Genomic DNA, 25,792 nt, shown 5'->3' with positions numbered 1-25,792 from the left:
ACGAATTTTAAAAAACGATGATTTTCATCGTTTTTTTTTCGTTAGACGTTTATTGATACATGGCAAGGGAATGTTAATGAAGGTAGTCATCTATTGGAAAAGGGGTTGGGTCATATGCGTGAAGAAGAGTTGGAGCAGATGCATCAACAGGCACGGGGACAAACTCAGGATCAACAACCGGGGATTGAATCCGAGATGAATCCGGAACCGGTTTATGACGATCCGGAATATGTCGGATCCGGTAAGTTAAAAGGTAAAGTGGCGTTGGTGACAGGCGGAGACAGCGGCATTGGGCGTGCCGTCGCGATTGCCTACGCCAAAGAGGGCGCAAATGTCGCGATCGTGTACTTAAATGAAGGACAGGATGCGGAAAAAACGAAACAATTGATTGAAGGGTATGGTGTCAAAGCATTGGCGTTTGCGAAAGACGTCAGTCAGCCGGAGAATGCCCAACCAATCATCGATAAAGTCATCGAAACGTTTGGTCAGTTGAACATCCTCGTCAACAATGCCGGAAAACAGTTCCCGCAGGACGATTTCCTGGCAATCACACCGGAACAACTGAAAGAGACGTTCGAAACGAATCTCTTCTCGATGTTCTATCTGACGCAAGCTGCCTTACCACACTTGAATAAGGAAGACTCGATCATCAATACGTCGTCCGTCACGGCCTATCGCGGGGCACCATCACTAATTGATTACTCAGCGACGAAGGGCGCAATTACGACATTAACTCGTTCGCTGGCATCGAATCTGATTGAAAAAGGAATCCGCGTCAATGCCGTCGCACCGGGACCGATTTGGACACCGCTCATCCCGGCAACGTTCTCAAAAGAAAAGGTGGAAGCACACGGGGAAGATACGCTCATGAAACGCCGCGGGCAACCGTCGGAAAATGCACCGGCCTATGTCTATCTGGCGTCACGCGACTCAAGTTACGTCACCGGACAGACGATTCATATCAACGGCGGCGATTACATTACATCTTAAGGAGGAAATCATCATGAAGAAAAATCCTAACGAAGTGCCGGAACACGAACCGAATCAACAGCCGGATGAGATTCCGACGACACCTCCGTCAGAAGTACCGGAGACACCGCAGGAAGATCCGATCCGTCAACCGGAACCGGATACCTTCCCGGAACCGACGGAAATTCCGGATACACCGCAAGAAGATCCAAACCCTTACTGAACCGATGCAACTGATTCCGGAAATTATCCGGAATCAGTTTTTTTGTTAAAAAGTAAAAATATGCATTTTAATGGGAACCCTTACATAATGCCTTGCGTATTAAAGATATACGAAAAAGGGGGAAGGCAAAGATGGAATTTCTATTAGCATTTTTGGCATTAGGGGCGGGATTTTGGTTTTTCTACAGTTACTTACTCGGCTTTCGAAACAAAAACATCACGATGACGTTTGACGACCGGTTTTATGCACTTGAAGACCACGTTCACGCGATTGAAGCGAAGTTGAAGCAGGACGGGAAGCTTGTTGAATACTTAGGAAACCGCCGCTTTTTAGTCAATGGAAAACGCTATCTGTTCGTTGAGCGAACTGTTCCGATGTCCGGTATCCCGGTCCAACAGACGATCTTAGAATATCAAAAATAATCAAATTAGGATGCCGTCTTCCACATGGAAGGCGTTATTTTTTTGGAAATGGATTGACAGTCAACTGTACTACGCGTATGATACAGAAAGAAAGTGTATTACTGTTTTAATACAGTAAACGGGAAAGGGAGGTCAAGACCACGATGCAATTTGACCAAAGAAGCCCGGTGTATCTTCAAGTCGTCCGATGGTTCAAGGAACAAATCGCGACGGAAGAACTGAAGTGCGGGCAGGAAATTCCATCGCGCCGGGAAATCGCTGCGCAACTCGGAATCAATCCGAATACGGCACAAAAAGCGTACAAAGAAATGGAGGATCAGCACTTGATCACGACAGAACGGAACGTCCCAAGTAAAATCACGATGGATCAGGAAGTAGTCAAAAAAGTCCGGACGGAGATGCTGGATGAAGCAGTCGCCCAGTTCATCGAGGCGGTCCAGGCAATTCAGATTCCGCTCGGTGAAGTCGTCACGAAAGTCGAGACGATGTATCAGTCAACGGAACGGAGGAAGATCGATGCTTGAAGTCCATGGTTTGAAAAAACGATACGGTCGGAAGAAACCGATTTTAGAAGGGGTCTCGTTTTCGGTTCGTCCGGACAGCATCACTTGTCTGATCGGTTTAAACGGCGAAGGAAAATCGACAATCCTGAAAGCCATCATGGGTCTTGTCCCGGTCGATGCCGGAACCGTCCTCGTCGACGGAGAAGTCTCACGCGAAAAAATCGCCTTTGTTCCGGATCTGCAAACGATGCCCGGTTACATGACAATCGGTGATGCTTTGCTGTATATGAGTGATTATTATCCGGACTGGAATCCGAAGGTCGCGGAAGAATTGATGGGTCTGTTCAAGTTATTAACGACCGACAAGATTTTAGAATTATCGAAGGGGAATCAGGCGAAGTTCAGTCTAGTGCTCGGTTTTGCACTCGACCGTCCGTATCTGTTGCTCGACGAACCGTTTGCCGGGATTGATTTATTTACGAAAGAACAGATTGCCTGGATCTTTTCGAGTCATTACATGGAAGGACGCGGCATTCTGATGACGACACATGAAATCATTGAAATCGAACACTTGATTGACCGGGTCGTCTTTTTACAGGACGGCCGGATCATTGATGAACACGATACGGAAGAGATGCGCGAAGTATACGGAAAATCGGTCCAGGACCGGATGCGGGAGGTCTATCAGCGATGAAACAATACCTGATGTTAACGAACGAAGAGTTAAAACGCAGCTGGAAAATGATTGTCTCGGTCATTCTTGCGATGGCAAGTATTGAAATCCTGACCGTCGTCGGACGGGTCATCTATCATGAACGTCAAATTAAAGAATATATGAGTTATTCGAAATTGACCGAATCGGAAGCTCTGCGTTCGTTTGGAAAGTTATCATTCGGACTGGCCAGTGTTTATTTCGGCTATATCGTTTTGGTCGGGATCGTCCTCGTTATTTTGTATGCTGTTCAAATCTGGTACCGGGATTGGTTCGGAGAGTCCAAGTACATATATCGTTTATTGTTGTTACCAGGTAGCCGGGCAAAAATATTTTTTGCGAAATTTACATCATTAGCCCTTGTTATCATCAGTTTCATTGGTTTGCAATGGGTTGTTATCCAACTCAGTTATGCCATCTTTAACTGGTTGATTAAAGATGACTATCGTACGTCATCTTTTAATATCCCGATTGAATTAAATCAGCTGTATACGATGAATTTGATAGATACGCTAATATTAGTGGTTTTAGCGCTTTTTATTGTAAGTTTCTTGTTCATGCTCGTTTTACTGGAACGATCTTACCGTAAAGTGAAAGGACTATTGTTCATTGTTCTTGAAGTGGTCGCTTTTTTCATTATTATGGTGGGAGGTATGTATGTAATTGAAAAGCTGGATTTCTTTTTGTCACAAGAAATATCAGCAATCATGCTAGCGATTTTTGTGTTGTACTTTGTTTATACGATTTGGAAAAGCCTGCGTTTATTAAAATGGAAAATTTCGGTCTGAGGAGGGCGTCATGCGAAAATTTAATTTTTTACTTATCCTGGCTGTCATAAGTTTCCTGACGATAGGGATCTACACCATATTTATACAATCGATCGATGAATCTGACTTTACCGTTGAGACGGTCAAAGGTGACCCGAAACAGCCGGCTGTCCGGTCTGTTCAAGCAGAACTTTATGATGAAGGGTTAAAAAAAGTTGATTACAACGTTGCGCTGGACGGTCGAGTCGAAAAAACGAAAGATAATTGGATTAGTGGCATGTTTGAAGGTCCATATAATGAAAATGGTGCGCCAGCTGATTTCCGGCGCTTCATCCGTTCAGATTACGTGCTTACGTTCGAACAGCAAGGCACCACGTATGCAATGGGTACAAAGGACAATAATAAATGGGAATTACAGTATTGGGAGAAGGGTAAACAGCGTGTCGTCAAAAAAATCTTTCCGGCACCTCCTGAAGCTCGGAAGTTAGGTGAAACTCAACTCAGTCCAGATAAACGGTTTGGCAACAGTTTATACGTCCTTGCACAAGACATTCAAAACGATTCGGAAACGTTATTATACAAAATAGATTTGAAAAACGATACGATTCAAAAAATCAATTTACCCGTTACTTCTAAAGGTGAGATAATTATTCTAGGTATCCACAATGAGACAATTGTTTATTACACAACGGAAATCGTTGAAGGGGCAGATGATGAAAAGGAGACACTGTATCTTAGTGACGGCAAAAAATCTCAGCGTTTAACGGGATTGAAATCGTTCGGTAATGAAGAAACTAAACTAAGTACAGATGGAACGAAACTGATTATGCTTGAACGTGAACCAAAAAAATTAAATTGGACTATTTACGATCTGGCATCAAAGAAATCGATAAAACATAAGATAAGTATCCCGTCAGTAACGGATGAGTCTGGATCAGGAGAGTATACCGAACTGAAAGATGATCTGATTTATACGGCTAATCGAACTGGTGACGGTGTTTTCAATGTACTTGTCATTGATGCACTATCAGAACGTGTCATATATGAAGGAAACATCAAAGACAAACTCAAACGAACAGAAACGACTTTGAATTCACTTGTCTATAATTGATTGGCAGTCATAAGTATCACAGTATTCAAAAAACAGTCATCCGAAACTCGTATGAGTTCCGGATGACTGTTTTTGTTTCATTGATAAGATTTGATGATGATGTCCTGTTTCGCGTAGTAACTCCACGTTAGGTCCTGCGATTCAACCTTTTTCGTCGTCACGGCAACGAACTTGTTTTTCCCGGTGTAGATTCCGACGAAGTTCGGTGCTTTTGCTTTTTTCGCCTGGACGAACAACAGATCACCCGGGACGGCTTTTTTAAGTGTGACGGTTTTGAGCGGCATCGCGGCTTGTTTCGCAATTGTCCGCTCGAGTGTCAGACCGTTTTTTTGATAAACGTATTGTGTGAAGCCGGATGCGTCAAAGCCTTTTGTTGTCGTCCCGCCTTCTTTATACGGTGTTCCGATCAAAGACGTCGCGAGTTTCGTAATCGCCGCTTTCTTTTTCGCGAGTGCTTTTTCTGATAATGGTTTCGGTGTCTCGACTTTAGTCGGTGTCGCTGCAGATGTCGCGACCGGACTAACCGTCGCTGTCAGTAAGAGGGCTGTTAATGGAAGGGCATAATACGATTTCATAGTAAAATCTCCTTTTTCGTAAGTGGGATGAACAACTGATTTTACCGTACCATGCCGATTGGAAAATAAAGCAACAAATTAGATACGTTCACCTAACAGTGTTGTAAGGTTCGGTCTGAGTCTCCGGAATAAAAAACGCCTGTTCCGTGTGCCTCACGAGAGGACACCATGGAAACAGACGCTTTTTTTATGAACGTTGATCGAGCCGGTGACTGACCGCTGTCAAAGCGGCTGCGAGTAAAGCAACGGCACCACCGACAAGGGCGATGTTCATAATCGGACCGTTTGCATACACGAGTCCGCCGAGTGCGGAACCGAAGGCAATCCCGACGTTGCTTGCGACCGGCATCAGCGAAGCAGCAAGCCCTTTCGCTTCCGGATTAAACTTTTCTGCCAGGTCGATCAGATAAATTTGCGTCGACGTCGTCAATAAAATCGACATCAAGGACATCAAGGCAATGTTGATCAGGCCAAGCGATACCGACGCTGTCGTCACGTAGAGAGCAGCGAGGACAATCGCCTGAACGATGAAGACAAACCGGAGACGGCCGATCGGATTCCGACTGGCGATTTTACCGGCCAAGATGTTACTGAAGATCGAGACGACACCGTAAGCGAGTAAAATCGGACTGATCCAAGCGGACGGCAATTTCAGTTCCAACTCAAGCACGGGCACGAGATACGTATAGACGACGTATGTCGCACCGAAACCGAATGACGGAATGAAAAAGGCGATCATGATCCGTGGATTGGCGAGTAAACTGAGCTGTTCGCGGATCGAACCGGATGATTCCGATTGCTGGACCGGAACGACTTTCAAGACAGCCAGCAGGGCGACGACACCAAGACTGCTCGTCAGCCAAAACGTGGCGGCGTAACCGGCATGTTGTCCGATGAATGTACCAATCGGCACACCGAGGACGTTTGCCATCGTAAATCCACCGAAGATGAAGGAAACAGCGACGCCGCGTTTCGCGATCGGTACACTGTCACTGGCGACGACCATTGCAAGTGAAATCAGGACACCTGTCAGAACAGCCGTCACGATTCGTGACAACAGCAACAGTTCATAATTCGGTGCGATCCCGCTGCAGATATTCAGGATGATCCAGACGAAAATCAGACTGAGCATTAACTTCCGCCGCTCAAGGTGTCCGGTCAAGGACATCGTAATTGGTGTTCCGATGGCGAAGGCGATCGCAAAGGCGGAGACGAGCGTGCCGGCTTTCGCAATCGTAATGTTCAGACCGTCCGCAATTTCAGATAAAATACCGACGATGACGAATTCGCTTGTTCCAAGGACAAAAGTCAACATGGATAACGTCGCGATTAACAGCCAGTCGGCTTGACTCAAACGAGTCGATGATGATGATGACATAAATAATTCCCCACTTCTGGCGCCTGTGCGCAAAAAAACTATCGTGTATCAGAATAGCATGATTTAACAAGGGCGGAAACCGGATTTGCCTGACCCGGAAAAAGAAGCATTATTATGAATAGACAGTCAATTTCACTTGTCATGCATTCGGGTATACTAACAGAGTAGGAAACATCACTTAAATCAGAAAAGGACGTGATCTTGATGCAAGCAACAGTCATTTGGAATCAAAAGATGGGCTTCAGCGGGGAGACCGAATCCGGACATCACCTAGCGATGGATGCAGCGCCGGAAAACGGCGGGGACAATCAGGCACCCCGGCCGACAGAACTCCTGCTTCACGCCGTCGCCGGTTGTACCGGCATCGACATTGTCTCGATTTTAGAAAAGATGCGCTTGACGCTGACGTCATTTGAGATGGATATTGAAGGAGAACGGGCGGATGATCATCCCCGGCGTTTCACGACGATCTCGATTCATTACCGGCTCGAAGGTGATTTACCGGACGATAAAGTCCGCCGGGCGATTGCCTTATCAAAAGACAAATACTGCTCGGTCTCACAATCGCTGAACGCAGAAATTGAAGTCTATTACTCGATCAACGGCGTCCGGAACGAGGAACCGATTTGAAACGGATGGTTCCTGTTCTGTTGGCAAGTGTCCTCCTCGCCGGTTGTGCTGACGAGCCGGCGCAACCGGTCGAACCGCAACCGAAGCCGGCGAAGAAAACAAAGCCGCCGCAGCCGGATCGACCTTCTGCTGCTGAGCGGGCAGAGAAACAACTTAAAGAAACCGTCTCGAACATGTCGACGGCGGAAAAAGTCGATCAGTTGCTGTACATCGGCGTGACGGGAACAGCTCTCACACAAGCCGACCGAACGCTGCTGCAGGATCATGCACTCGGTGGTGTGCTGTTACTCGGCAGCAACATCACGTCGACCGATCAACTGAAAACCTTTACGGCAGCGATTGCTGAAGCCCAACCGGCTGATGCAAAAGCGTTTCTCGGCTTTGACGAAGAGGGCGGGCGTGTCAGCCGGGTCCCGGATGCACAGCTCAAGTTATCTCCGAGCCTGTCGTTCGGTCAGAAAAATGATCCGGCATTGATGAAGGAAGTCGGACAGACACTTGGTTCGATTTCCCGTTTTTACGGCTTTAATATGGACTTCGCCCCGGTTCTTGACGTGAACAGTAATCCGGCGAATCCGATCATCGGCGACCGGGCACTCAGTGCGGATCCGCAACAGGTCGCACGGCTGGGTGTGCCGTTGATGCAGGGGATGAAAGAAGAAGACATCGTTCCGGTCGTCAAACATTTTCCGGGACACGGTGACACGACCGTCGACTCGCATGTCGGTCTGCCGCGGGTCGATGCGACGAAAGCGGAACTTGAGCAGACGGAACTGGTCCCGTTCAAGCGGGCGATTCAAGACGGGGCCGAGATGGTCATGGTCGCGCATATCCTGTTCCCGGCCCTCGACAAAAACCGTCCGTCTTCATTGTCAAAACCGGTCATGACCGGCGTCTTGCGGGATGAACTGAAGTTTGACGGAGTCATCATTACGGATGATCTCGTCATGGGAGCGATTACGGAACAGTACGGTCTTGCCCAGGCCGCAAGTCTCGCACTCGAAAACGGTGCTGACATGGCGATGTTCTCGGCTCCGGGTGCGTATACATCCGTCCACAAGGAAATCATGGCACGGATCAAACAAGATAAATTGTCGAGAGCCGATCTCGATCAGAAGGTCATGCGGGTTTTACGCTTAAAACAAACGTATGACTTGTCGCAAACGAAACGTGTCGACGAATACCAACGCTTGATCGAGCAGGTCAAAGCGGTCGAAGCGGACATGCGACATTAATCAAGGGTAGAACAAATCGGACTACCCGTGGTAAACTACAGGCGTACCACACAAATCAATATCTACACTAGGGGAGTCTCGCAGCAGACTGAGACGGAAGTATCCGGACCCTTTGAACCTGATCTAGTTCGTACTAGCGGAGGGAAGTGGATTCCGATCATTCATAAAGGATGCGACGACTGTCGCCCTTTTTTGTAGGACCACTCCATCAGTTCATGGGGTGGTCCTTTTTCGTGTGGAAAGGGGGAAATGATGACGCAGTTACATCTGTTGACAACCGGTCAACAGGGCTGGGAAACGCTGGAACATACATTACCGGAACTCGCGATGCGTGTCGACCGGATTCATCTGCGGGAACCGCTTTGGTCCGCACGGGAGTTGGTGACCTGTATTGAGTTTTTAATGAAACGCGGGGTGCCGGCGGAACGATTAATCGTCCATGACCGGCTTGACGTCGCTCTCGTCACCGGCATCGGGATTCAACTGACGACACGCAGTATTCCGGTCGATCGTGTCCGGAGTCGTTTTCCGGAACTGCGGATCGGTCAATCGGTCCATTCGCTGACGGAAGCGGCAGCAGCAGAACAAGCCGGTGCGGATTACGTGATGTACGGTCACATTTTTGAAACCGGATCAAAACCCGGTGTACCGCCGCGGGGACTGCATGCCTTAAAACAGATTGTCGAGCAGGTCTCGATTCCGGTCATTGCGATCGGCGGCATCAAACCAGGCAACGTTCAGGAGGTCGTTGCGACCGGTTGTTCGGGCGTTGCCGTCTTGTCGGGGATTCTCGGGCAAGCGAATTCGCTTAAAGCAGCTGACCGGTTCCGGGAGGTGATGCAACGATGACACGACCGGATGTCTTAATCATCGGGGCCGGGATGATCGGTTTGACGCTCGGCTATGAGTTGCTTAAACGCGGACAAACTGTCCGTTTACTTGACCAGTCGACAGCCGGACAAGGGGCGACACGGGCAGCGGCAGGGATGCTTGCGACAGACGAAGAACTGCCGGAACCGTTACACGAACTGGCGGCACTGAGCCGGACGTTGTATCCGGAGCTGGTCCGACAATTGTTGGACGAGACCGGTCTCGGGAGCGGTTATCTGGAACAGCCGTTTTGCCTGCATCGAGGAAATCAATTCTTGACGTTCGAACAAGTCGGACAAATCGATTCCCGATTAGTGACGCAGGCTTTACGGAGCGCGATCGAACGACGGGGCGGAGTCATGGAAGAAGACACATCTGTTTCGCAGCTCGTTCGGGACAAACAGCGGATCATCGGCGCCGAGACGAACCGGGGTCTGCGGACAGGCAGACAAATCATTGTCGCCAGTGGTCGTGGATCGGAAGCCGTGTTACGTTCGATCGGCATCACAATCGATACATGTCCGGTCAAGGGGGAATGCCTGTCCGTGCGCCTCATGACCGGATGTCTCGACCGGACGCTGTTTAATGAACAGATATACCTCGTTCCGAAAGCAGACGGACGAATCATCATCGGAGCGACGGAACGGTCCGGGGATGAATCGACGACCGTCAGTCTCGACAGTATTCGTTTGTTAGTGAATCAAGCCATCAGGCTCTATCCGCCGCTTGCGGAAGCTGTGTTTGTCGAAGCGTGGGCCGGCGTCCGACCGCAAACCGGTGACGGTCTGCCGTATCTTGGACCGGTGGACGGCATCGAAGGATTATTCGTCGCAACCGGTCATCACCGGCATGGCATCTTACTGGCACCGGCGACGGCGACTGTGCTGGCAGATTGCATCATGGGGCAAAAACCGAAAGTGATGTTGGGTGCTTTTAGTCACCAGCGACAGGGGGAGAAAACGAAGTGAACATTCGTTTAAATGGAAAAGACTACGCATTGACCGAAGAAACGACGACGTTACACGACTTATTGCAACATCTGGCGATTGACGGAAAAATCGTCATCATCGAGCAGAACCGGCAGATCATCGATCGGTCCCGTTATCCGGACATGACCGTTCAGCCCGGAGATGTCATTGAAATCGTTCATTTTGTAGGAGGAGGATGAATCATGTTAGAAATCGGTGGAAAAACATTTGCTTCACGCTTGTTACTCGGAACGGGAAAATATCCGGATGCAACGACGCAACAACAGGCGGTCGAAGCATCAGGGACGAACATTCTGACGTTTTCGGTCCGACGGCTCGACGTCTTTGCCAAAGGACAGACCGACCCGCTCGCGGCACTTGATTTAAACCGCTACGATTTGTTGCCGAACACGGCGGGTGCAAAGACGGCGGAGGAAGCCGTTCGCCTTGCCCGCCTTGCCCGCGCATCCGGGATGTGCGATATGGTCAAAGTCGAAGTGATCGGGTGCGACAAGACGTTATTGCCGGACCCGGTTGAAACGTTGCGGGCGTCAGAGGAACTGATCAAGGACGGTTTCATCGTCTTACCGTATACATCCGACGATTTATTGCTGGCGCGCCGGCTCGAAGAACTCGGCTGTCATGCGATTATGCCGGCCGCATCACCGATCGGTTCCGGTCAGGGGATTCTGAATCCGCTTGCGCTCAGTTTCATCATCGAACAACTGACGGTCCCGGTCATCGTCGACGCCGGCATCGGTTCACCGGCAGACGTGGCTTACGCAATGGAACTCGGAGCGGATGCTGTCCTGTTGAATTCAGCCGTCGCCCACGCCGGAGATCCCGTTAAGATGGCGCAGGCAATGAAACTGGCGATTGAAGCGGGTCGACTTGGTTTTGAAGCCGGACGGATTGTGAAAAAACGGTATGCGACGGCAAGCAGTCCGATGACCGGGATCAGCCGACCGTGACGGATCGGTACAGCCGGCAAGTCCGATTTAGTCCGATCGGACAAAAGGGGCAGGATCAACTGGCGGATTGTCACGTCGTCATCATCGGTGCCGGTGCACTCGGGACTGCGAATGCCGAACAGTTTGTCCGGGGAGGGGTCGGACACGTCACGTTGATTGACCGGGATCATGTCGAGTGGAGCAACCTGCAACGGCAACAACTCTATACGGAACAGGACGTGCAGGATCATTTGCCGAAGGCGGTTGCGGCCAAACGCCGGCTCGGCAAAGTCAATTCGGTGGTTTCCGTCACGGAAATCGTCGAAGATGTCACGCCGGAAAATATTGAACGTTTGGTCCGCGGCAGTGATTTAATGATTGATGCGACAGACAACTTCGGTGTCCGGATGCTGATCAATGATGTGGCGGCAAAAAGCGGTATTCCCTGGATTTTTGGTGCCTGCGTCGGCAGTTACGGCATGACTTATACGATTCGCCCCGGACAGACACCTTGTCTGCATTGTCTGCTTGAACATCTGCCGAAACAGCAGGAGACATGCGAGACGTCGGGCGTCATCAGTCCCGTCGTCCAGCTTGTCGCGGCGCATCAAGTGACGGAAGCCTTGAAGTATTTGACGGGAGCGGACAACGCCTTACGGCAGACATTGCTGTCGTTCGATGTCTGGGACAATCACCAGAGTCAAATCAACGTCGGTTCTCTCAGACAATCCGCGTGCCTGTCTTGTGGAGAGGATCCGGTCTATCCGTATCTGAATGCACCGACCGTTCAATTTGTGACTTTGTGCGGCCGGGATACGGTTCAAATCCGCGGCGAAGGACCGCGGGATTTAGTCCGGCTTGAACAGGAGCTGACTACACGCGGGATCAGCTGTCTCCGGAATCCGTATCTGCTGATGTTCAAGGCGGACCATTACCGGATTACGGCTTTTGCCGACGGACGAATCCTTCTCCATGGCGAAGCAAATCTTCAGCAGGCAAAACAAGTATATGAGAACTATTTCACCGGAATATTCACAAAAAAGTAAAACATTTTTTTCGATACATGTTTTAGATGTTTAAAAAAGAGGTAAATAAGACTTCAGACGTAAGTCGGAGCTTTTTAGTTAAGATTGAATGTGAAGAGGAGTGATTACGATGAAACAAGAATTCGATCAATCGATCCAGTCATTGGATCAGACGAAGCGGACAGACCACGCAGCTGAAGCCGTTCAGCAGGCGAATTGGAATCCAGACCGGTATCGGACGAATCTGAATCCGTTTTATCTGTCACCTTGCAGCGTCGAACGCCGGGAAGACCGTCAACAGGAAGTTGACCGGATTGTCGAAGTCGAGCCTACATCCTCCCCTCTCCAACAGTTATTCGAGCAGAAACAGGAAGAGCATATAATAGCTACTGAACCAGGTTCCACTAAAAATCCCGGTGGAAAATTTACGACTGGGATTGTCGTCGGAGCAATCATTGGAGGATCCGTATCCATCTTCACATCGGTCAAGCGATTTCGGCAAAAGCGTCACACCCACTGAAGATGACTGATCAGTCGTCCGAAAACCCGCCATCCGGCTGAATCGGAAGGCGGGTTTTGTCTATTCTGTCGGGAGGTCATCATGAATGCAAAAACGAGCTGAGACTGATTTATTTCTAGTCCTTGCGAAACCGGCGCAACGTGCCTTAAGCGAACATGGAGTAACGTCACTCAAGATGTTAGCAACCTACCGGGAAGACGAACTGTTGCAGTGGCACGGAATCGGACCGTCCTCGATACCGAAACTGAGACAGTTGCTCGCGGAGCAGGGATTAACCTTTCACACATAACGTCTACAGCGACCCAATGATCGACCGGATAAAATCTCTGGTCAATCATTGGGTTTTACTCGTTTTAGAATCACCTACAGCATCGTCAGAACCATTCGACTCATGCTAAAATAAGGATATTATAGAGAAAAAGTGAGCGTGATGAAAAATGAAATGGATTCATACAGCCGACTGGCATTTAGGAAAAATCGTTCACGGGGAATCGATGCTCGACAATCAACGCGCTATCCTTCAGGAATTTTTGCGGTTGCTTGACCGGGAACAGCCGGACGCGGTGATTATTGCCGGTGATTTATATGACCGTGCCGTCCCGCCGACGGAAGCGGTTGAACTGCTGGATACGGTCTTAGCCGACATCGTGCTCGAACGGAAGATTCCGGTCGTCGCGATCAGCGGCAATCATGACTCGGCGGAACGGTTGAGCTTCGGCACGACGTTACTGCAACGGGCGGGACTGCACTTAGCCGGTAAATTAACGGACACAATCGAACCGGTAGAAATTAAAGGCGTCCGTTTTTATCCGGTCCCGTTTGCGGATCCGGCGACCGTCCGCTATATCCATCAGGATGAAACAATCCGGACGCATGATGATGCGATGCGGAAAATCATTAGTAAGATGGAGCTCGAAGGACCAAGCGTCCTCGTCGGGCATGCGTTTGTCATCGGTGGGCTGGAGACCGATTCCGAACGGCAGTTGTCGGTCGGGACCGCGGGACAGGTCAGCGCCAGCGCCTTTGCTCCGTTTACGTATACGGCACTCGGGCATTTGCATAATCCTCTTGCGATCAAGTCGGAGACAATCCGGTACAGCGGTTCGTTGTTGAAGTACTCGTTCTCGGAAGCGCATCACGTCAAAGGCGTTGATATCCTGACGTTGAACGATACGGGAACGTTTGACCGCCGCTTCGAACCGTTGAAGGCCAAGCGCGATTTGCGTGAACTGACCGGCAGTCTCGCTGAGCTGACGGATCCGGTCTTCGTCGAGACACAAGCGACGGATGACTATATCAAAATCAATCTGACGGATGCCGAGGCGCTGATTGATCCGATGGGGAAATTAAAGAAGTTGTATCCGAACATTCTTCATCTCGAACGGACCGGGTTCACACGCGAAAGTACACGCGCGGTCCAGGCGTCACGCGATCAGGTTCAGGCGGCGACGATAACCGATCTATTCCGGGAATTTTATGAAGCGGTACGGGAAAAACAACCGACGGATGCGATGCAGACCGTCTTAGAGGAGGAAGCTTCATGCGTCCAGAACGATTGACCTTACGTGCGTTCGGACCGTTTGCCGACGAACAGACGATTGATTTCCGGGAACTCGGCGGACGGACGATGTTCGTCATCTCCGGGAATACCGGCGCCGGAAAAACGACGATTTTTGATGCATTGACGTTTGCCTTGTACGGCGAGACGTCAGGCGGGGAACGGGAAATGAGCGATTTGCGCAGTCATTTCGCGAAACCGGAACAGAAGACGGAAGTCGAACTGGAATTTCAATTGAAAGGCGAACGCTACCGGATCATCCGGCAACCGGGGCAGCCGCATCCGGTCAATAAAACGGATTACGGACATGAGGCGGAACTCGCCCGGCATGACGGGACGAGCTGGAAGCCGCTTGCGCTAAAAATTCCGGAAATCCGTCAGCAGGTGCAGGAACTGTTGCAACTCGACCACAAACAGTTTTCGCAAATCCTGCTGCTCCCGCAAAATAAGTTCCGCGAACTGTTGATGGCGGAGTCGAAGGACAAACTGCAGATTCTTAAACAATTGTTCAAGACGGAACATTACGGCGAGTTTCAACAGCGTCTTCACCGGAAAGCACTTGATCTTGCAGCGACCATCAAAGAAACGAAAACGAAACAGCTTGCGAAACTCGAAGAATTACCGCTCGACCTCAACTGGTCGGAAGCGACGGAAACGACGATTCGTCACCAGACCGATACATTGCTTGCGACACTCGATGAAAAAATTGAGCAGGCGAAAACGGTGGAGCAGGCGGGACGTCAAACGCTCGAACAATTGACGGAACGGTTGCGTCAGGCGGAACAACTCGAGCAGACATTCACCGAGTACGATCAATTACTGCACCTCGAGCAACAGCTTGCCTTAACGTTGCCGGAAACGATGCGTCAGAAAGAGCAGTACGACGCGGCATCACGAGCGGCGGCGATTCAAGGGGTGTACGAAACGTTTCAGTCGGAGGAACAAACGGTCCGGCAATTAACCGGGACGAAACAAACGGTCGAATCGGAACTGGAACACTTACAACAGCAACTTGACCAGGTCAACCGGACCGTCGAACGATTGACGGTGCAGGAGCCGGAGATGCGTGAAGCGTCACGGCGTCTCGAGCAGATTACGGACGAGCTGAAACGACTGCAGGACCAGGAACAATTGATTCGGCAACAACAGGATCTGCAACGTGCCGTCGCGCAGTTGAATCCGGACGCGTTACGCGAACAGCGGACCCGGCAACGAAGTGATCGGACCCGGTTGCAGGCGGAAATCGCGACGCTGTCCGATGATTCGAGTACCCGTCTTTCCTTGCAGGAACGCCGGTTCGTTCTGCAATCGATCGAACAAAAACAGCAGGAATGGCAACGGAATGAAGCCGAGCGACTGCGGCTGATCGAGCATGGAACACGCGTCAAAGCGGAAAAAGAACAGGCAGAACGGACATACACGGCCGGACGGCAACATGAACGCCGTCAACTGGCAGCAGAGCTGGCGGGACATCTGCATGACGGGGAAGCCTGTCCGGTCTGTGGGAGTGCGACGCATCCGCAACTCGCTGTCAAGACGGAACCGCTTGATGTCGAAGCGTTGCACCAGGCCTACTTAACCGCACAATCGGCGCATCAGGAGTTACAGGCGACGTACCGGACAGTCGCGGAACGGAAACGGCAACTCGAACAGGAACTGGCGACACTTGCAGACGGACAGCCGGTTCCGAACGATGTGACCGCGATTCGTACAGAAATCAACGACTTGAAAAATCAAGAGAGCCGCCTGCAACAGCAACAGGAACGGAAACAGCAGCTGGAACAACAGCTCCGGACCATCGAAACGGCATTGGAACAGGCAGACCGGCAAATCGAAGAGGAGACGAGTCAGCAGTCGAAACTGTTGCTGGAGCTCGCTCGGCTTGAAGGGATGCTGAACCGAAATCCGGACGCACCGTCCCGTCGCGATCTGGAAACCGAACAACAGACACTGACAAAACGATTGGCGGAGTTTGAAGCGGCACGGACAGCAAGTCAGAATCAAAAACAACGGCTCGATCAAGACATCGCCGCACGACGCGGACGTCTGCAACACGTCGAAGAAGAATTGACGATTCATATGGCGAAGCGCACGGAAGCGGAAGCGGCTTTAGCACGCAGTCTACAGGAAGAACGGTTTGAGACGGTCGAACAATTCGAGCAGGCGCGGATGTCGCGGCAAGCGATGGAACAGTTGGCGGAACGCCTCGAAGCCGACCGACGAAAACGGCAGGATGTCGAATCGGGTCTTGAGCGGATCCGACAACTGATTCTGCAACAGGACCGTCCGGATCTTGCCGCCCTTCGTCCGGTCGTCAGACAGGCAGAAGCGGAACTGGTGACAGCGACGGATGGCCGGATCGGTGTGGAGAAAGAACGGTTACACATCAAACAACTGGTTGATGCCTGGTCGGGTCTCCAGCAACAAATCGAGGCAGAAGATGCACGGTACGGCATCATCGGCGAACTGGCACGGGTCGGGGTTGGCGAAAACGCCCAGCGGATGACGTTTGAGACATATGTTCAAACCGCCTATTTCGATGAAATCCTGCAAGCGGCGAACCGGCATCTGCACGGGATGACATCCGGGCGGTTCCTGCTCGAACGGAAGACGGAAGCCGGAAAAGGCTTGAAAAAATACGGTCTCGATTTAAATGTCTTTGATGCCTATACGTCGCAGACCCGGCACGTCAAGACATTGTCCGGCGGGGAGAGCTTCAAGGCCTCACTCGCCTTGGCACTCGGTCTGTCGGAAGTCGTGCAGGAAGCGAGCGGCGGCGTGTCGCTTGAAACGATGTTCATCGATGAAGGATTCGGCACACTCGATCCGGAATCGCTCGAGCAGGCAATCGAAACGTTGTTATCGATTCAGGCGAGCGGTCGGATGGTCGGAATCATCAGTCACGTCCAGGAACTGAAATCACGGGTCGATGCGAAAATTGAAGTGACGCAAGGTAAAACAGGATCGACGATTCGCCTTGTCGTCGAGTGAGGGGTGCGAAATGGAAACAAGACAAATGGTCACGAAATCGATGCTGATCGCAGATTTAAAACAGCTGGGGGTCACGCCCGGTATGAAAGTGTTCGTCCACAGCGCGATGAAACAGATCGGCTGGATTCCCGGCGGGGCACAAGCGCTGATCGAAGCGTTGCAGGAAGTCATCACGCCGGACGGTCTGATCATGATGGCGGCACAGAGTACGGATAATTCGGATCCGAAAAACTGGAGCCGTCCTGCCGTTCCGGAAGATTGGTGGGAAACGATCCGTCAGGAAATGCCGGCGTATGATCCGGCGAAGACACCAACCCGGAGTATCGGCAAGGTACCTGAACTGTTCCGGACGTTCCCGGACGTCAAACGCAGTGCCCATCCGATGTGGTCGGTCACCGCCTGGGGAAAAGACGCGGAAATGTTTGTCGCGGGTCATACGATCGAGAACGGATTTGGTCCCGGATCGCCGCTAGAGAAGTTCATTGAAGCGGATGGACAGATTCTGCATATAGGGTCACCGTGGGATTCGACAACTGTTTGGCATTATGCCGAATACGGGATCGACCGGCCGCTCGAGGAATCGGGATGCAAGATGCGGCAAGGAGATGAAGAAGTCTTCATTCGTTATCAGCATCGCATCATCGACAGTGATCCGTTTGGACCGATCGGTGAAGGCATGATGGACGAACCGTTCGTTACGACAGGGAAAGTCGGACAGGCGACGTCGCATCTCGTCTCGGCTAAAGCGTCGATCCCGGTCGTGATGCTGCAACTGAATGCGTTAAATAGCTGGTTAAGCTGAAACTTTTCCGGGAAACAACCGTAATAAGAAATAGAAAAACAGAAGGAGTGAACGCAAGATGGCAACACGTTTTAAAGTGAATCCAGCCTTACGCCGTGGTTTCGAGACGGCGGGTGCCGGCGAACGGCCGATGACGAAGGCCGGGACGATGAGTAAGATTTTCCTCTTACTTGCGCTCGTCACGGCAGCAGCCGGAGGAACCTGGTTCTTCTTAGCCGCGAATCCGCAATTTTTAGTACCGTCTTTGATCGGGGGAGTCGTCCTCGGGTTGATTCTCGCCCTAATCATCACGTTTAAACCACGAACGGCACCGGTACTTTCACCGGTCTACGCGATTGTTGAAGGGGTCGCCGTCGGTTCGATTTCATTGATGTTCGAAAGCATGTATCCGGGACTTGTCGGGAAGGCAGTCCTCGCGACATTTGTCGTGTCGTTTGCGATGTGGTTCGTCTATTCGACGGGCATGATTAAAGTCACGCAACGGTTCCGCTCAGCAGTTACGGCAGCGATACTGTCGATTCTCGTCTTGTACGGCGTCAACTTGTTACTCGCATTATTTGGTGTCGATCTGCCGTTCATGACAGGCAGTTCACCGCTTGCGATCGGGATTCAGTTCGTCATCGTGATCGTCGCTTCCCTGTCGCTCGTGATGGACTTTGATTTTATCTCGCAACAAGTCCAGGCCCGTGCACCGAAATCGATGGAGTGGGTGGCCGCGTTCGGATTAATCGTCACGATCATCTGGCTGTACATCGAGTTGCTTGATCTGCTGTATCGTTTGGCAGCACGGGATTAATAACGATTTAAAAGGACATTTCCGTCAGACGGAATGTCCTTTTTGGTACGATTGATTGCTAAAAAACAGGTCTGTCCATGATGACAGCCTTGAAAAGAAAAAATATGACGCAGTTAATTGGATTGTCAAATCTAAGAAAATATTCTATATTTGATAAATAATATGTGCAACTGCACGGAAATTATTACGATCGACACACTCGTATTTGTCTGCTTAGAACGGCAAGAACTCAAGAAGGTGAAAAGAATGAAAATGACACGTTCGACGGATTATGCGATTCGCGTCCTGTTGTATGCGACGTTGAATCCGAACCGGCTTGTTCAAATCCAGGAAGTGGCGGATCATTATGCCATCTCAAAAAATCATTTGATGAAGATTGTCCATGCGTTAAGCAAGTTTGGTTTAATCACGTCTTATCAAGGGCGCAACGGCGGGTTTAAACTGGCCAAGGCACCAAATGAAATTACATTGGGGCAAGTCGTAGCTCTGTTTGAAGAAGTTTCCTATCTAAAAGAAGTATTGCCAACCAATGAAAAAGAGACGCTTAAGAACACACGTCAGGCCTTTGATGAAGCATTCCTTTTGTTTGCGAACGCCTTACAAGCCTACACACTGGAAGACTTGACGAAAGTAAAAGTATGATGCAATAGGAAAGTACGGTTTTCCTTTTTCCTACGGGTGAGAGGAAAACCGTGTTTCGTTGCTTGCGATTCGGCTTGGAAAGTCTCGTTATGTTAAAATAAAAAGGTACGTGATGTGAAATGACCACGATTAAAACATACTTATTTTACATATGTTTAAGTGTCAATCACGTCCTAAAAATGAAGGTCTTCGGTGCGTTTGTCGTATCGAAGTGAGAAGAGAGGTTTCTTTATGTCTGAGATAAGTATTGATCGTATCATTCGATTTATTCAGGAGTTAGTCAGTCCACCGTATTTTCTGACGACGCGATGGGGACATGGACAGGATATACATCTTGAAGTCCGGTATTTGGATATTTCGGATCGTCTTAAATCATCTCTTCTTCATGAAACGATTCACCTTTTGCACATGCATACGAGTGAAGAAGTAAGAGAACGTTTAAATGAAGAATTACTGGCAGTCGCGGCATATACAAAAATACATTCGGAACTGCTGTTTGCGCTCTGTTTTATCAATGAGACACCGGTACGGATAAAATTGCTTCAAAATGAAGCTGTCGCTTGCCAAGCCGTCATCAGGACAGAAGGCGATTTAATGAACTTGCTTCGCATGGTGGACTCCCGCTGGATGAAATCCAATTAAACAGGCAGAAAACATGTATAAAAGTTATATGGATGAATACTTAGAAAAATAAGAAGTGAAAATGTAAGTGTGTTCGATTCATCTGATGTAGGATAGAAGAATAAGGAATCGAACCAATTGTCAGAGGGGGCACAGGAACATGAAACCAATCATCTTATTTGATGGAGAGTGTAATTTATGTGATACCAGTGTACAGTTCATCTTGAAGCGTGATCATGGCTACTATCAGTTTGCCTCGCTTCAAGGCATCAAAGGACAGGAACTTATTCAAAAACATCGTTTGCCTCCCGACCTGGACAGTGTGGTCGTCATTGAAGAGGGAATTCCTTACGTTAAATCAGATGCAGCACTTCAGATTACGAAGCATTTGAATGGGGCGTGGCCGCTCGCATCCATCTTCCGTGTTTTACCGCGTGCGGCAAGAGATCTCGCATATGATTTCATTGCAAAACACCGTCACAAATGGTTCGGGCAGAAACAACAATGCCTGTTGCCTTCAAAAGAAACCCGGGCAAGGTTCCACGAGTAAGGCCGGGTTCGATTGTCTATGAACAGCCAGTGACAACTTGGTAAAGAATCCGCCAAGAAACTGAGTCCTAAATCATGAGTTTGGTGAACCGGTTTGAACTACCTCCACCTACGCTATGCTAAGAGGTGAAGGATTCCTGAGTTATCCAACCTATTGGTCGGAAATTTATCAGGCTAACCCCGTCGTCCCGACGGTTGGATTTTAATCTTGTCAGTTTCTTTTGTGCGGATGCTTACTCTGCTTGGTTTTCGCTACTTCAGTCATCCGCAAGGTGAACGTTGAAGATTTTACGTGACAAACGAATTTCCTGTCACAACCCTATACCTTCAGTTTTCAAAGAACACGACATATTATTTATTCCTGGTTTAAAGTGTTTTCAAACCGAGAACGTCGGACAATTGACGTGTCGTAAGACACGCCTTGCCCGAAGGCGATTCATCTCCCACTTACGCTGGGCTTCGCCCGAGACACTTAGAGGTGAGAGTATTCTCGCCTGATTTTTGATAAATCTGTGGAAAAGACTTAAAAAGTTACGAAACCCTCTCTTCTCGGTAGAAGAGAGGGCAAATGGTTGCTTACTTGGATTTAATCTGAATGTTGACTGACGTTTACGCTCAGTTTCGAGGATGTTATTCCTTGTCCTTTAAAATGTGTTTTACGGTATCTGTAATTCCTCTTTTTTGTTGCGGCTCGTTTAAATCATGATGCAGATTGTGGGCCGGAATTTCGGGATCCGGTATTTGGCCTTGGGGTGCAGGGTTTTCCAGGTGAACGAATTCTCCGGTCCCATCCTGCGCACTTCCCTGGGACCAGCGGCCTTCTTTTGAAGCTGTTCCTTCCGAGAGATCCCAAAATTCATAAGCGTGGGGCTGTGCCTCCAATTCATCCTCCGGAGCAAATGTCGCAGGTACGACGATTCCATTCTTTTCTTCCAATTCTTCAATTGCAGCCAGCCATTGGTATTGGTGATACCGATCACGTGCCAGCATTTTCCGAAGGGTCGCCTTAACTCCTTCATCGTTTGTCATATGATAGAGGCGTGCGACTTGAAGACGCCCTTGTGACTCGGCATGCAGATTGGAACGCATATCTGCTAACAAGTTGCCGCTTGCGACGATGTAAGAACCGTTCCACGGAACACCGTTTGAGTTGGAAGGCAGCCCTCCAAGCCCGCTGACGAGCAGGTGTTGTGGATTCATGCCTCCTAAAATAGCCGCAATCGCCGGATCCTTGGCTGCTTCTGCCTGATCATCAGGTGAGGCTCCATCAAGTAATTGTGAAATCAAGGAACAGAGCATTTCGACATGTCCGATTTCTTCCGTTCCGATGTCCATCAACATATCTTTGTATTTCTCATTTCCACGGCAATTGAATCCTTGGAATAAATACTGCATCATGACGGTCATTTCCCCAAATTGTCCGCCTAATACTTCCTGCACAGACCGTGCCAACTTCGGATCTGGACGGTCGACTTTCACCTCGAACTGTAGTTCCTTTTGATGTCTGAACATGAACGATTCCTCCCTTGGATTAAAAACATGTATAAAATGTACATGATACATATACCTGTTTTAAAAAATCGGAAACCGGAGAGGGAAGATTGTCATCAAAATGTAATGTTCTGGAAAATGAAATGGATACCAGTTGATAAAATTGTTCTGTTCGTTATGTCCACACTACATTCCGTTTGATTAATCGAACGATACGGTATTACTTTCGGAACAGTCGATGGATAACGTCGTATGCAGAATTTCTAAGGCGTGTTCTTTGGCTTCGCTCGTTTCAGCGGCTGTACAGTCTTGCGGCACCCAAATCTCATACTCCCGCATGTAAGCGTCGTTCGCGGTAAATAGGATGCACATGTCGGTCGTGATGCCGGTAATGATCAAACGGGAGACGTTAAGGTGTTTTAACAAAATATCCAATTGAGTACCATAAAAACCGGAGTGTTTCGGTTTGATGATAAAATAATCATCCTGTTGCGGATGCAGGGCCTGGACAAACACATCTCCGAGACCTCCGCGGCATTCCTCAACAATTTGATCGACATTTTCCTGCCAAAGACCAAAATTATCATTCACATAAATGACCGGAATATCATACGTTTTACATATATGTTTAAGCTCGACTAACGGTGTTAAAATCGGACGAGTTTCGGCGAGTAAATCTTCCGCACCTTCAAAATCCATTTTGTTAATGATATCGACGATCAATAAGGCGGTTCCTGTTTTTTTCATATGTCAATCGACTCCTTATAAAAACGTGACGAGATAATGATAAGGGGAATACAGCTGGGCTTTTGCGATGAAAATCTCCGTCGGATCATCGGACTCCTTGTTTCCCCGGAGATCAATGAGACATCGGAAAATGGTATCCTCAATTTCTGAAATGAATTCAGGATATTGATACAAAGCTTGACCCAGCTGCCGCCGGACATGATCTTCAATTAATATGATGGCCGGCGGGGTTTCTTTTAAAATCATTCCGGAAAAAGAACTGACATGGTCGTGAAAGTTCCGGTTCAGGTAATCAATGATGCGATCTAACTCGTAATCCATACGTATACACTTCCTCTATCTTCAAATCAGCTCAGTTTAGTTCTTTTTCCGTCTGTTGCCGGATGGGGAACCGGACTAGAAAATCGGTACCGGCACCTAATTCGGAAGAAACAGAAATTTGCCCTTGATGGGCTTCGACAATTTCTTTACAGATCAGCAGTCCGAGTCCGGTTCCTTTAATCTGCTTATGCTCTTGACGCTCCACACGGTAAAACGAATCAAACAGGTGAGGCAGATCTTCTTGTGGAATTCCAAGACCGTTATCGCTGATAGTCAGCACAACTTCTTCCTCACTGCAGTCCAGCAGAACATCGACTTGCGGATCCGACGGCGAGTACTTGATGGCATTTCCTAGCAGATTCGTCAGCAGTTGCCGGATTTTTTCACGGTCAGCTTCAATCAGGCAAGTCATGTGCGTCGTATCAAACTTGACCTGATGGGACGGGATTGAGATATTCATCCAGTCCGCCACTTCCTGTACCAAAGCCGAGATATCAAAGGACTCAAACAGATACACTTCCTTTTGGCGACTCAGGCGTTGATAGTCTAAAAAGGCAGTGACCAGTTTACCTAAACGTTGTGCTTCACTGTGGACGGTCTTTAAATATTTTAATTGTTTATCGTTTGATAAACTCCGTTGGATCATCAGTTCGCTAAATCCTTCAATCGAAGCGAGCGGTGTCCGGAGCTCATGCGAAATCATCGAGATAAAGGCATGTTCGTTTTGAATCGCTTCCACTTCAGCTGTCCGCTCACTTAATACAAAAATGATGCCCTTCTTGTCCGGAAGAAATTCCGTATAAAGACGAATATGACGATTTCCATTAACTTCAAAGTCTTGTGCCTCCATGGCATGGCCACTTGCCAAATGAAGTTTTAATTGCGTCACATAATCAATCAGCTGTTCTTCAACGATGAATACCCGGCGGAAAATATCCAGGATGGATTCAACCTCATGCAACGAATCCGGCAAATCATGTAACTCGGGAAACATCGTCACGAGTGTTCCGTTATGGATGAGTCGGGAGTCCGGGAAATTGACGTAGATGACAGCTTCACGCAGACTCTCTAAAATCCGTTGTACGTGCTGTTTGTCTTCGTTTAACGTCCGCATGTGTTCCATGCGTAATATTCCGAGCGAAAGAATATCACTCAACGCCGACAGTTTCTTATAAGCATCTCCGGCTGAATCCTCAAACGTCAACAAGGCAAACGGTTCCGGTTCACGGGAATTCAGCAACGGAACGGTCCGGACGATGGAGTGCCGGCTTTTCTCGACAGGACGGGGAGACCGGTAAATGATTTCCTCCTGACTCGCAATCATCGTTAATTTTAATTCGGATAATCCGAAAGAATGGGCGAGATCTTGCAGTAATCCATTCAGACACGAAAGCGAATCATATTCGAGTAAGCGGCGTGCAAAATCAGTCTGTAACTGTAACTGAGTTTCCGTCCGTTGTTTTTCCTGCAGACTATTGAAAAGTTCCCGATTGCGGTGTGACAATTGGTGATTGACCGTCTGAGTCTCCGATTGCTGAAAAGCAAGCATCGTCATCATATTACGCATGGCCTTTCCCAGAACACCAATCTCATCCTGTCGTTTAATTACTGGGACAGCGGAAAAAGTGTACGGATTTTTCGTTTGTTTGACCAAACGGACGAGATCATCCGTCAATTGTTGCATAAACCGGAATGTCCAACTGTTCAGTAGGAAAAAGACTGCACTGAGAACTGTCAGTGTACCCCACAGCGTTGTCCGCATCTGATCAGCCAGCTTCTGCTGCGCCTGTTTTTCCAGCGAATGAACGGAAGAAATGTACTGATCGGCTGCCTGGCGGTTTTTTGAAAAAAAATACATCGTATTCAGGGAAGCACGTTCTGTTCTGCTTGAAGTCGATTGTAACGGGACGTCCAGGTCTACATCCTTTAGCATCCGTCGCATAGCGGTATCGTCCGTATAGCGAGAAGATTGCGGATGTTTTGTCAAAGGGATCAGGATTTTTTCGTAATAGTCGATCAATGTTGACGAGGTTTGCAGATAAGAGTTAGTCTCTTCGGACGGATAATCGTGTCCCAAACGCTCGAGCTCACGTTTTGTCCGCGTTAAATCACTGGACAATCTGGGAACAGCCGGGGTTTTTAATAATAATGCTTCTTGAATTTCAATATTCGTTTCCTGCAAGTCATTCCAGATTTGACGCGCTGCAGTTTTTTGATTCGTCAGGCGTAACAGCATGGCATTATTTTGTTCGAGTTGTTGAATGGAATAAAAGTATGCACCAGTCATGATGCAAACTAAAATCAAAAAAATCAATATAAGTAGACCTGAAAAGGTTCGGGTGATTTTACGAGACAGCCATTTCATCATAACCTCTTTCTACAGTGAGCAGGAGAGACATGCGATTCATGTCCCGCA

At 49.0% G+C, this 25,792-nt stretch carries 29 protein-coding genes and 1 riboswitch; of the genes, 23 read left to right on the top strand and 6 right to left on the bottom strand.

What is annotated here, in order from left to right; translation table 11 throughout:
- Window positions 1-114 precede the first annotated feature (114 nt).
- From DVG79_RS07225 to DVG79_RS07195, 7 genes are all read left to right on the top strand, one after another.
- Window positions 115-990: an SDR family oxidoreductase gene (locus DVG79_RS07225; protein ID WP_114596119.1), complete on the top strand. Its 876-nt coding sequence runs from the start codon at window positions 115-117 to the stop codon at window positions 988-990.
- A gap of 13 nt (window positions 991-1,003) precedes the next feature.
- Window positions 1,004-1,192, top strand: coding sequence for a hypothetical protein (locus DVG79_RS07220; protein ID WP_026828653.1), 189 nt, complete (start codon window positions 1,004-1,006; stop codon window positions 1,190-1,192).
- A gap of 131 nt (window positions 1,193-1,323) precedes the next feature.
- Entirely contained in the window at window positions 1,324-1,614 is a 291-nt protein-coding gene (locus DVG79_RS07215; RefSeq protein ID WP_114596118.1) for a hypothetical protein, read from the top strand.
- Window positions 1,615-1,757: 143 nt separating this feature from the next.
- The gene (locus DVG79_RS07210; RefSeq protein ID WP_114596117.1) at window positions 1,758-2,138 is read left to right on the top strand and encodes a GntR family transcriptional regulator; all 381 of its coding nucleotides are present in this window, start codon (window positions 1,758-1,760) and stop codon (window positions 2,136-2,138) included.
- Window positions 2,131-2,811 (top strand): ATP-binding cassette domain-containing protein, encoded by a 681-nt coding sequence (locus DVG79_RS07205; protein ID WP_114596116.1) that lies wholly within the window; start codon window positions 2,131-2,133, stop codon window positions 2,809-2,811. Before DVG79_RS07210 ends, DVG79_RS07205 begins: the two co-directional genes overlap by 8 nt.
- The gene (locus DVG79_RS07200; RefSeq protein WP_114596115.1) at window positions 2,808-3,617 is read left to right on the top strand and encodes a hypothetical protein; all 810 of its coding nucleotides are present in this window, start codon (window positions 2,808-2,810) and stop codon (window positions 3,615-3,617) included. Before DVG79_RS07205 ends, DVG79_RS07200 begins: the two co-directional genes overlap by 4 nt.
- A 10-nt stretch (window positions 3,618-3,627) precedes the next feature.
- A complete protein-coding gene (locus DVG79_RS07195) occupies window positions 3,628-4,707 on the top strand; it encodes a hypothetical protein (RefSeq protein ID WP_114596114.1) in 1,080 nt (359 codons plus the stop codon).
- Between the two features lie 77 nt (window positions 4,708-4,784).
- Here DVG79_RS07195 and DVG79_RS07190 read toward each other — a convergent pair whose 3' ends face one another.
- A complete protein-coding gene (locus tag DVG79_RS07190; protein WP_114596113.1) occupies window positions 4,785-5,282 on the bottom strand; it encodes a C40 family peptidase in 498 nt (165 codons plus the stop codon).
- 187 nt (window positions 5,283-5,469) lie between these two features.
- The gene (locus DVG79_RS07185) at window positions 5,470-6,660 is read right to left on the bottom strand and encodes an MFS transporter (RefSeq protein ID WP_114596112.1); all 1,191 of its coding nucleotides are present in this window, start codon (window positions 6,658-6,660) and stop codon (window positions 5,470-5,472) included.
- A gap of 204 nt (window positions 6,661-6,864) precedes the next feature.
- Between DVG79_RS07185 and DVG79_RS07180 the strand changes: the two genes are divergently transcribed.
- The 16 genes from DVG79_RS07180 to DVG79_RS07105 all read left to right on the top strand — a co-directional run bounded on the left by DVG79_RS07180 (window position 6,865) and on the right by DVG79_RS07105 (window position 20,818).
- Window positions 6,865-7,290 (top strand): OsmC family protein, encoded by a 426-nt coding sequence (locus tag DVG79_RS07180; RefSeq protein ID WP_012370096.1) that lies wholly within the window; start codon window positions 6,865-6,867, stop codon window positions 7,288-7,290.
- Between the two features lie 5 nt (window positions 7,291-7,295).
- The gene (gene nagZ / locus DVG79_RS07175; RefSeq protein WP_233494581.1) at window positions 7,296-8,525 is read left to right on the top strand and encodes a beta-N-acetylhexosaminidase; all 1,230 of its coding nucleotides are present in this window, start codon (window positions 7,296-7,298) and stop codon (window positions 8,523-8,525) included.
- Window positions 8,526-8,584: 59 nt separating this feature from the next.
- A riboswitch (TPP riboswitch) is annotated at window positions 8,585-8,687 on the top strand.
- Window positions 8,688-8,774: 87 nt separating this feature from the next.
- Complete coding sequence (tenI, locus tag DVG79_RS07170) at window positions 8,775-9,374, top strand: thiazole tautomerase TenI (RefSeq protein WP_233494552.1); 600 nt, start codon at window positions 8,775-8,777, stop codon at window positions 9,372-9,374.
- Entirely contained in the window at window positions 9,371-10,363 is a 993-nt protein-coding gene (locus DVG79_RS07165; RefSeq protein WP_114596109.1) for an NAD(P)/FAD-dependent oxidoreductase, read from the top strand. The genes tenI and DVG79_RS07165 overlap by 4 nt, the downstream gene beginning before the upstream one ends.
- The gene (gene thiS, locus DVG79_RS07160) at window positions 10,360-10,563 is read left to right on the top strand and encodes a sulfur carrier protein ThiS (protein ID WP_114596108.1); all 204 of its coding nucleotides are present in this window, start codon (window positions 10,360-10,362) and stop codon (window positions 10,561-10,563) included. Before DVG79_RS07165 ends, thiS begins: the two co-directional genes overlap by 4 nt.
- A 3-nt stretch (window positions 10,564-10,566) precedes the next feature.
- Entirely contained in the window at window positions 10,567-11,334 is a 768-nt protein-coding gene (locus DVG79_RS07155) for a thiazole synthase (RefSeq protein WP_114596107.1), read from the top strand.
- On the top strand, window positions 11,331-12,359 hold the full coding sequence (locus tag DVG79_RS07150; protein WP_114596106.1) for a thiazole biosynthesis adenylyltransferase ThiF: 1,029 nt from the start codon (window positions 11,331-11,333) through the stop codon (window positions 12,357-12,359). Before DVG79_RS07155 ends, DVG79_RS07150 begins: the two co-directional genes overlap by 4 nt.
- A 109-nt stretch (window positions 12,360-12,468) precedes the next feature.
- Window positions 12,469-12,858 (top strand): hypothetical protein, encoded by a 390-nt coding sequence (locus tag DVG79_RS07145; protein WP_114596105.1) that lies wholly within the window; start codon window positions 12,469-12,471, stop codon window positions 12,856-12,858.
- A gap of 85 nt (window positions 12,859-12,943) precedes the next feature.
- The gene (locus tag DVG79_RS07140; protein ID WP_114596104.1) at window positions 12,944-13,147 is read left to right on the top strand and encodes a helix-hairpin-helix domain-containing protein; all 204 of its coding nucleotides are present in this window, start codon (window positions 12,944-12,946) and stop codon (window positions 13,145-13,147) included.
- A gap of 148 nt (window positions 13,148-13,295) precedes the next feature.
- Complete coding sequence (locus DVG79_RS07135) at window positions 13,296-14,417, top strand: exonuclease SbcCD subunit D (RefSeq protein ID WP_114596103.1); 1,122 nt, start codon at window positions 13,296-13,298, stop codon at window positions 14,415-14,417.
- Window positions 14,399-17,407, top strand: a complete 3,009-nt coding sequence (locus tag DVG79_RS07130; RefSeq protein ID WP_114596102.1) for an AAA family ATPase — start codon at window positions 14,399-14,401, stop codon at window positions 17,405-17,407. Before DVG79_RS07135 ends, DVG79_RS07130 begins: the two co-directional genes overlap by 19 nt.
- A gap of 10 nt (window positions 17,408-17,417) precedes the next feature.
- Complete coding sequence (locus DVG79_RS07125; RefSeq protein WP_114596101.1) at window positions 17,418-18,209, top strand: AAC(3) family N-acetyltransferase; 792 nt, start codon at window positions 17,418-17,420, stop codon at window positions 18,207-18,209.
- Window positions 18,210-18,267: 58 nt separating this feature from the next.
- The gene (locus DVG79_RS07120; RefSeq protein ID WP_114596100.1) at window positions 18,268-19,005 is read left to right on the top strand and encodes a Bax inhibitor-1/YccA family protein; all 738 of its coding nucleotides are present in this window, start codon (window positions 18,268-18,270) and stop codon (window positions 19,003-19,005) included.
- Window positions 19,006-19,251: 246 nt separating this feature from the next.
- Window positions 19,252-19,647, top strand: a complete 396-nt coding sequence (locus DVG79_RS07115) for an RrF2 family transcriptional regulator (RefSeq protein WP_012370109.1) — start codon at window positions 19,252-19,254, stop codon at window positions 19,645-19,647.
- A gap of 231 nt (window positions 19,648-19,878) precedes the next feature.
- Window positions 19,879-20,289 carry a hypothetical protein gene (locus DVG79_RS07110; protein WP_114596099.1) on the top strand — a complete coding sequence of 137 codons (411 nt, stop codon included), beginning with the start codon at window positions 19,879-19,881 and terminating at the stop codon, window positions 20,287-20,289.
- Between the two features lie 139 nt (window positions 20,290-20,428).
- Entirely contained in the window at window positions 20,429-20,818 is a 390-nt protein-coding gene (locus DVG79_RS07105; RefSeq protein ID WP_114596098.1) for a thiol-disulfide oxidoreductase DCC family protein, read from the top strand.
- A 629-nt stretch (window positions 20,819-21,447) separates the two neighbouring features.
- On the opposite strand, the gene DVG79_RS07100 is transcribed toward DVG79_RS07105, so the two are convergent.
- The 4 genes from DVG79_RS07100 to DVG79_RS07085 form a co-directional block, all read right to left on the bottom strand.
- Window positions 21,448-22,329, bottom strand: a complete 882-nt coding sequence (locus DVG79_RS07100) for a manganese catalase (RefSeq protein ID WP_012370113.1) — start codon at window positions 22,327-22,329, stop codon at window positions 21,448-21,450.
- Window positions 22,330-22,509: 180 nt separating this feature from the next.
- Window positions 22,510-23,055: a cysteine hydrolase family protein gene (locus tag DVG79_RS07095; protein WP_114596097.1), complete on the bottom strand. Its 546-nt coding sequence runs from the start codon at window positions 23,053-23,055 to the stop codon at window positions 22,510-22,512.
- Between the two features lie 15 nt (window positions 23,056-23,070).
- Window positions 23,071-23,376: a hypothetical protein gene (locus DVG79_RS07090; protein ID WP_114596096.1), complete on the bottom strand. Its 306-nt coding sequence runs from the start codon at window positions 23,374-23,376 to the stop codon at window positions 23,071-23,073.
- A 31-nt stretch (window positions 23,377-23,407) separates the two neighbouring features.
- Window positions 23,408-25,741 carry a sensor histidine kinase gene (locus DVG79_RS07085; protein WP_158537534.1) on the bottom strand — a complete coding sequence of 778 codons (2,334 nt, stop codon included), beginning with the start codon at window positions 25,739-25,741 and terminating at the stop codon, window positions 23,408-23,410.
- Between the last annotated feature and the right edge of the window lie 51 nt (window positions 25,742-25,792).

It is taken from the genome of Exiguobacterium sp. RIT594 (assembly GCF_003339585.1).
Lineage (GTDB): Bacteria > Bacillota > Bacilli > Exiguobacteriales > Exiguobacteriaceae > Exiguobacterium_A.
Note: the sequence above shows the minus strand (reverse complement) of the source record. Positions and strands in the feature narration are given on the sequence as shown.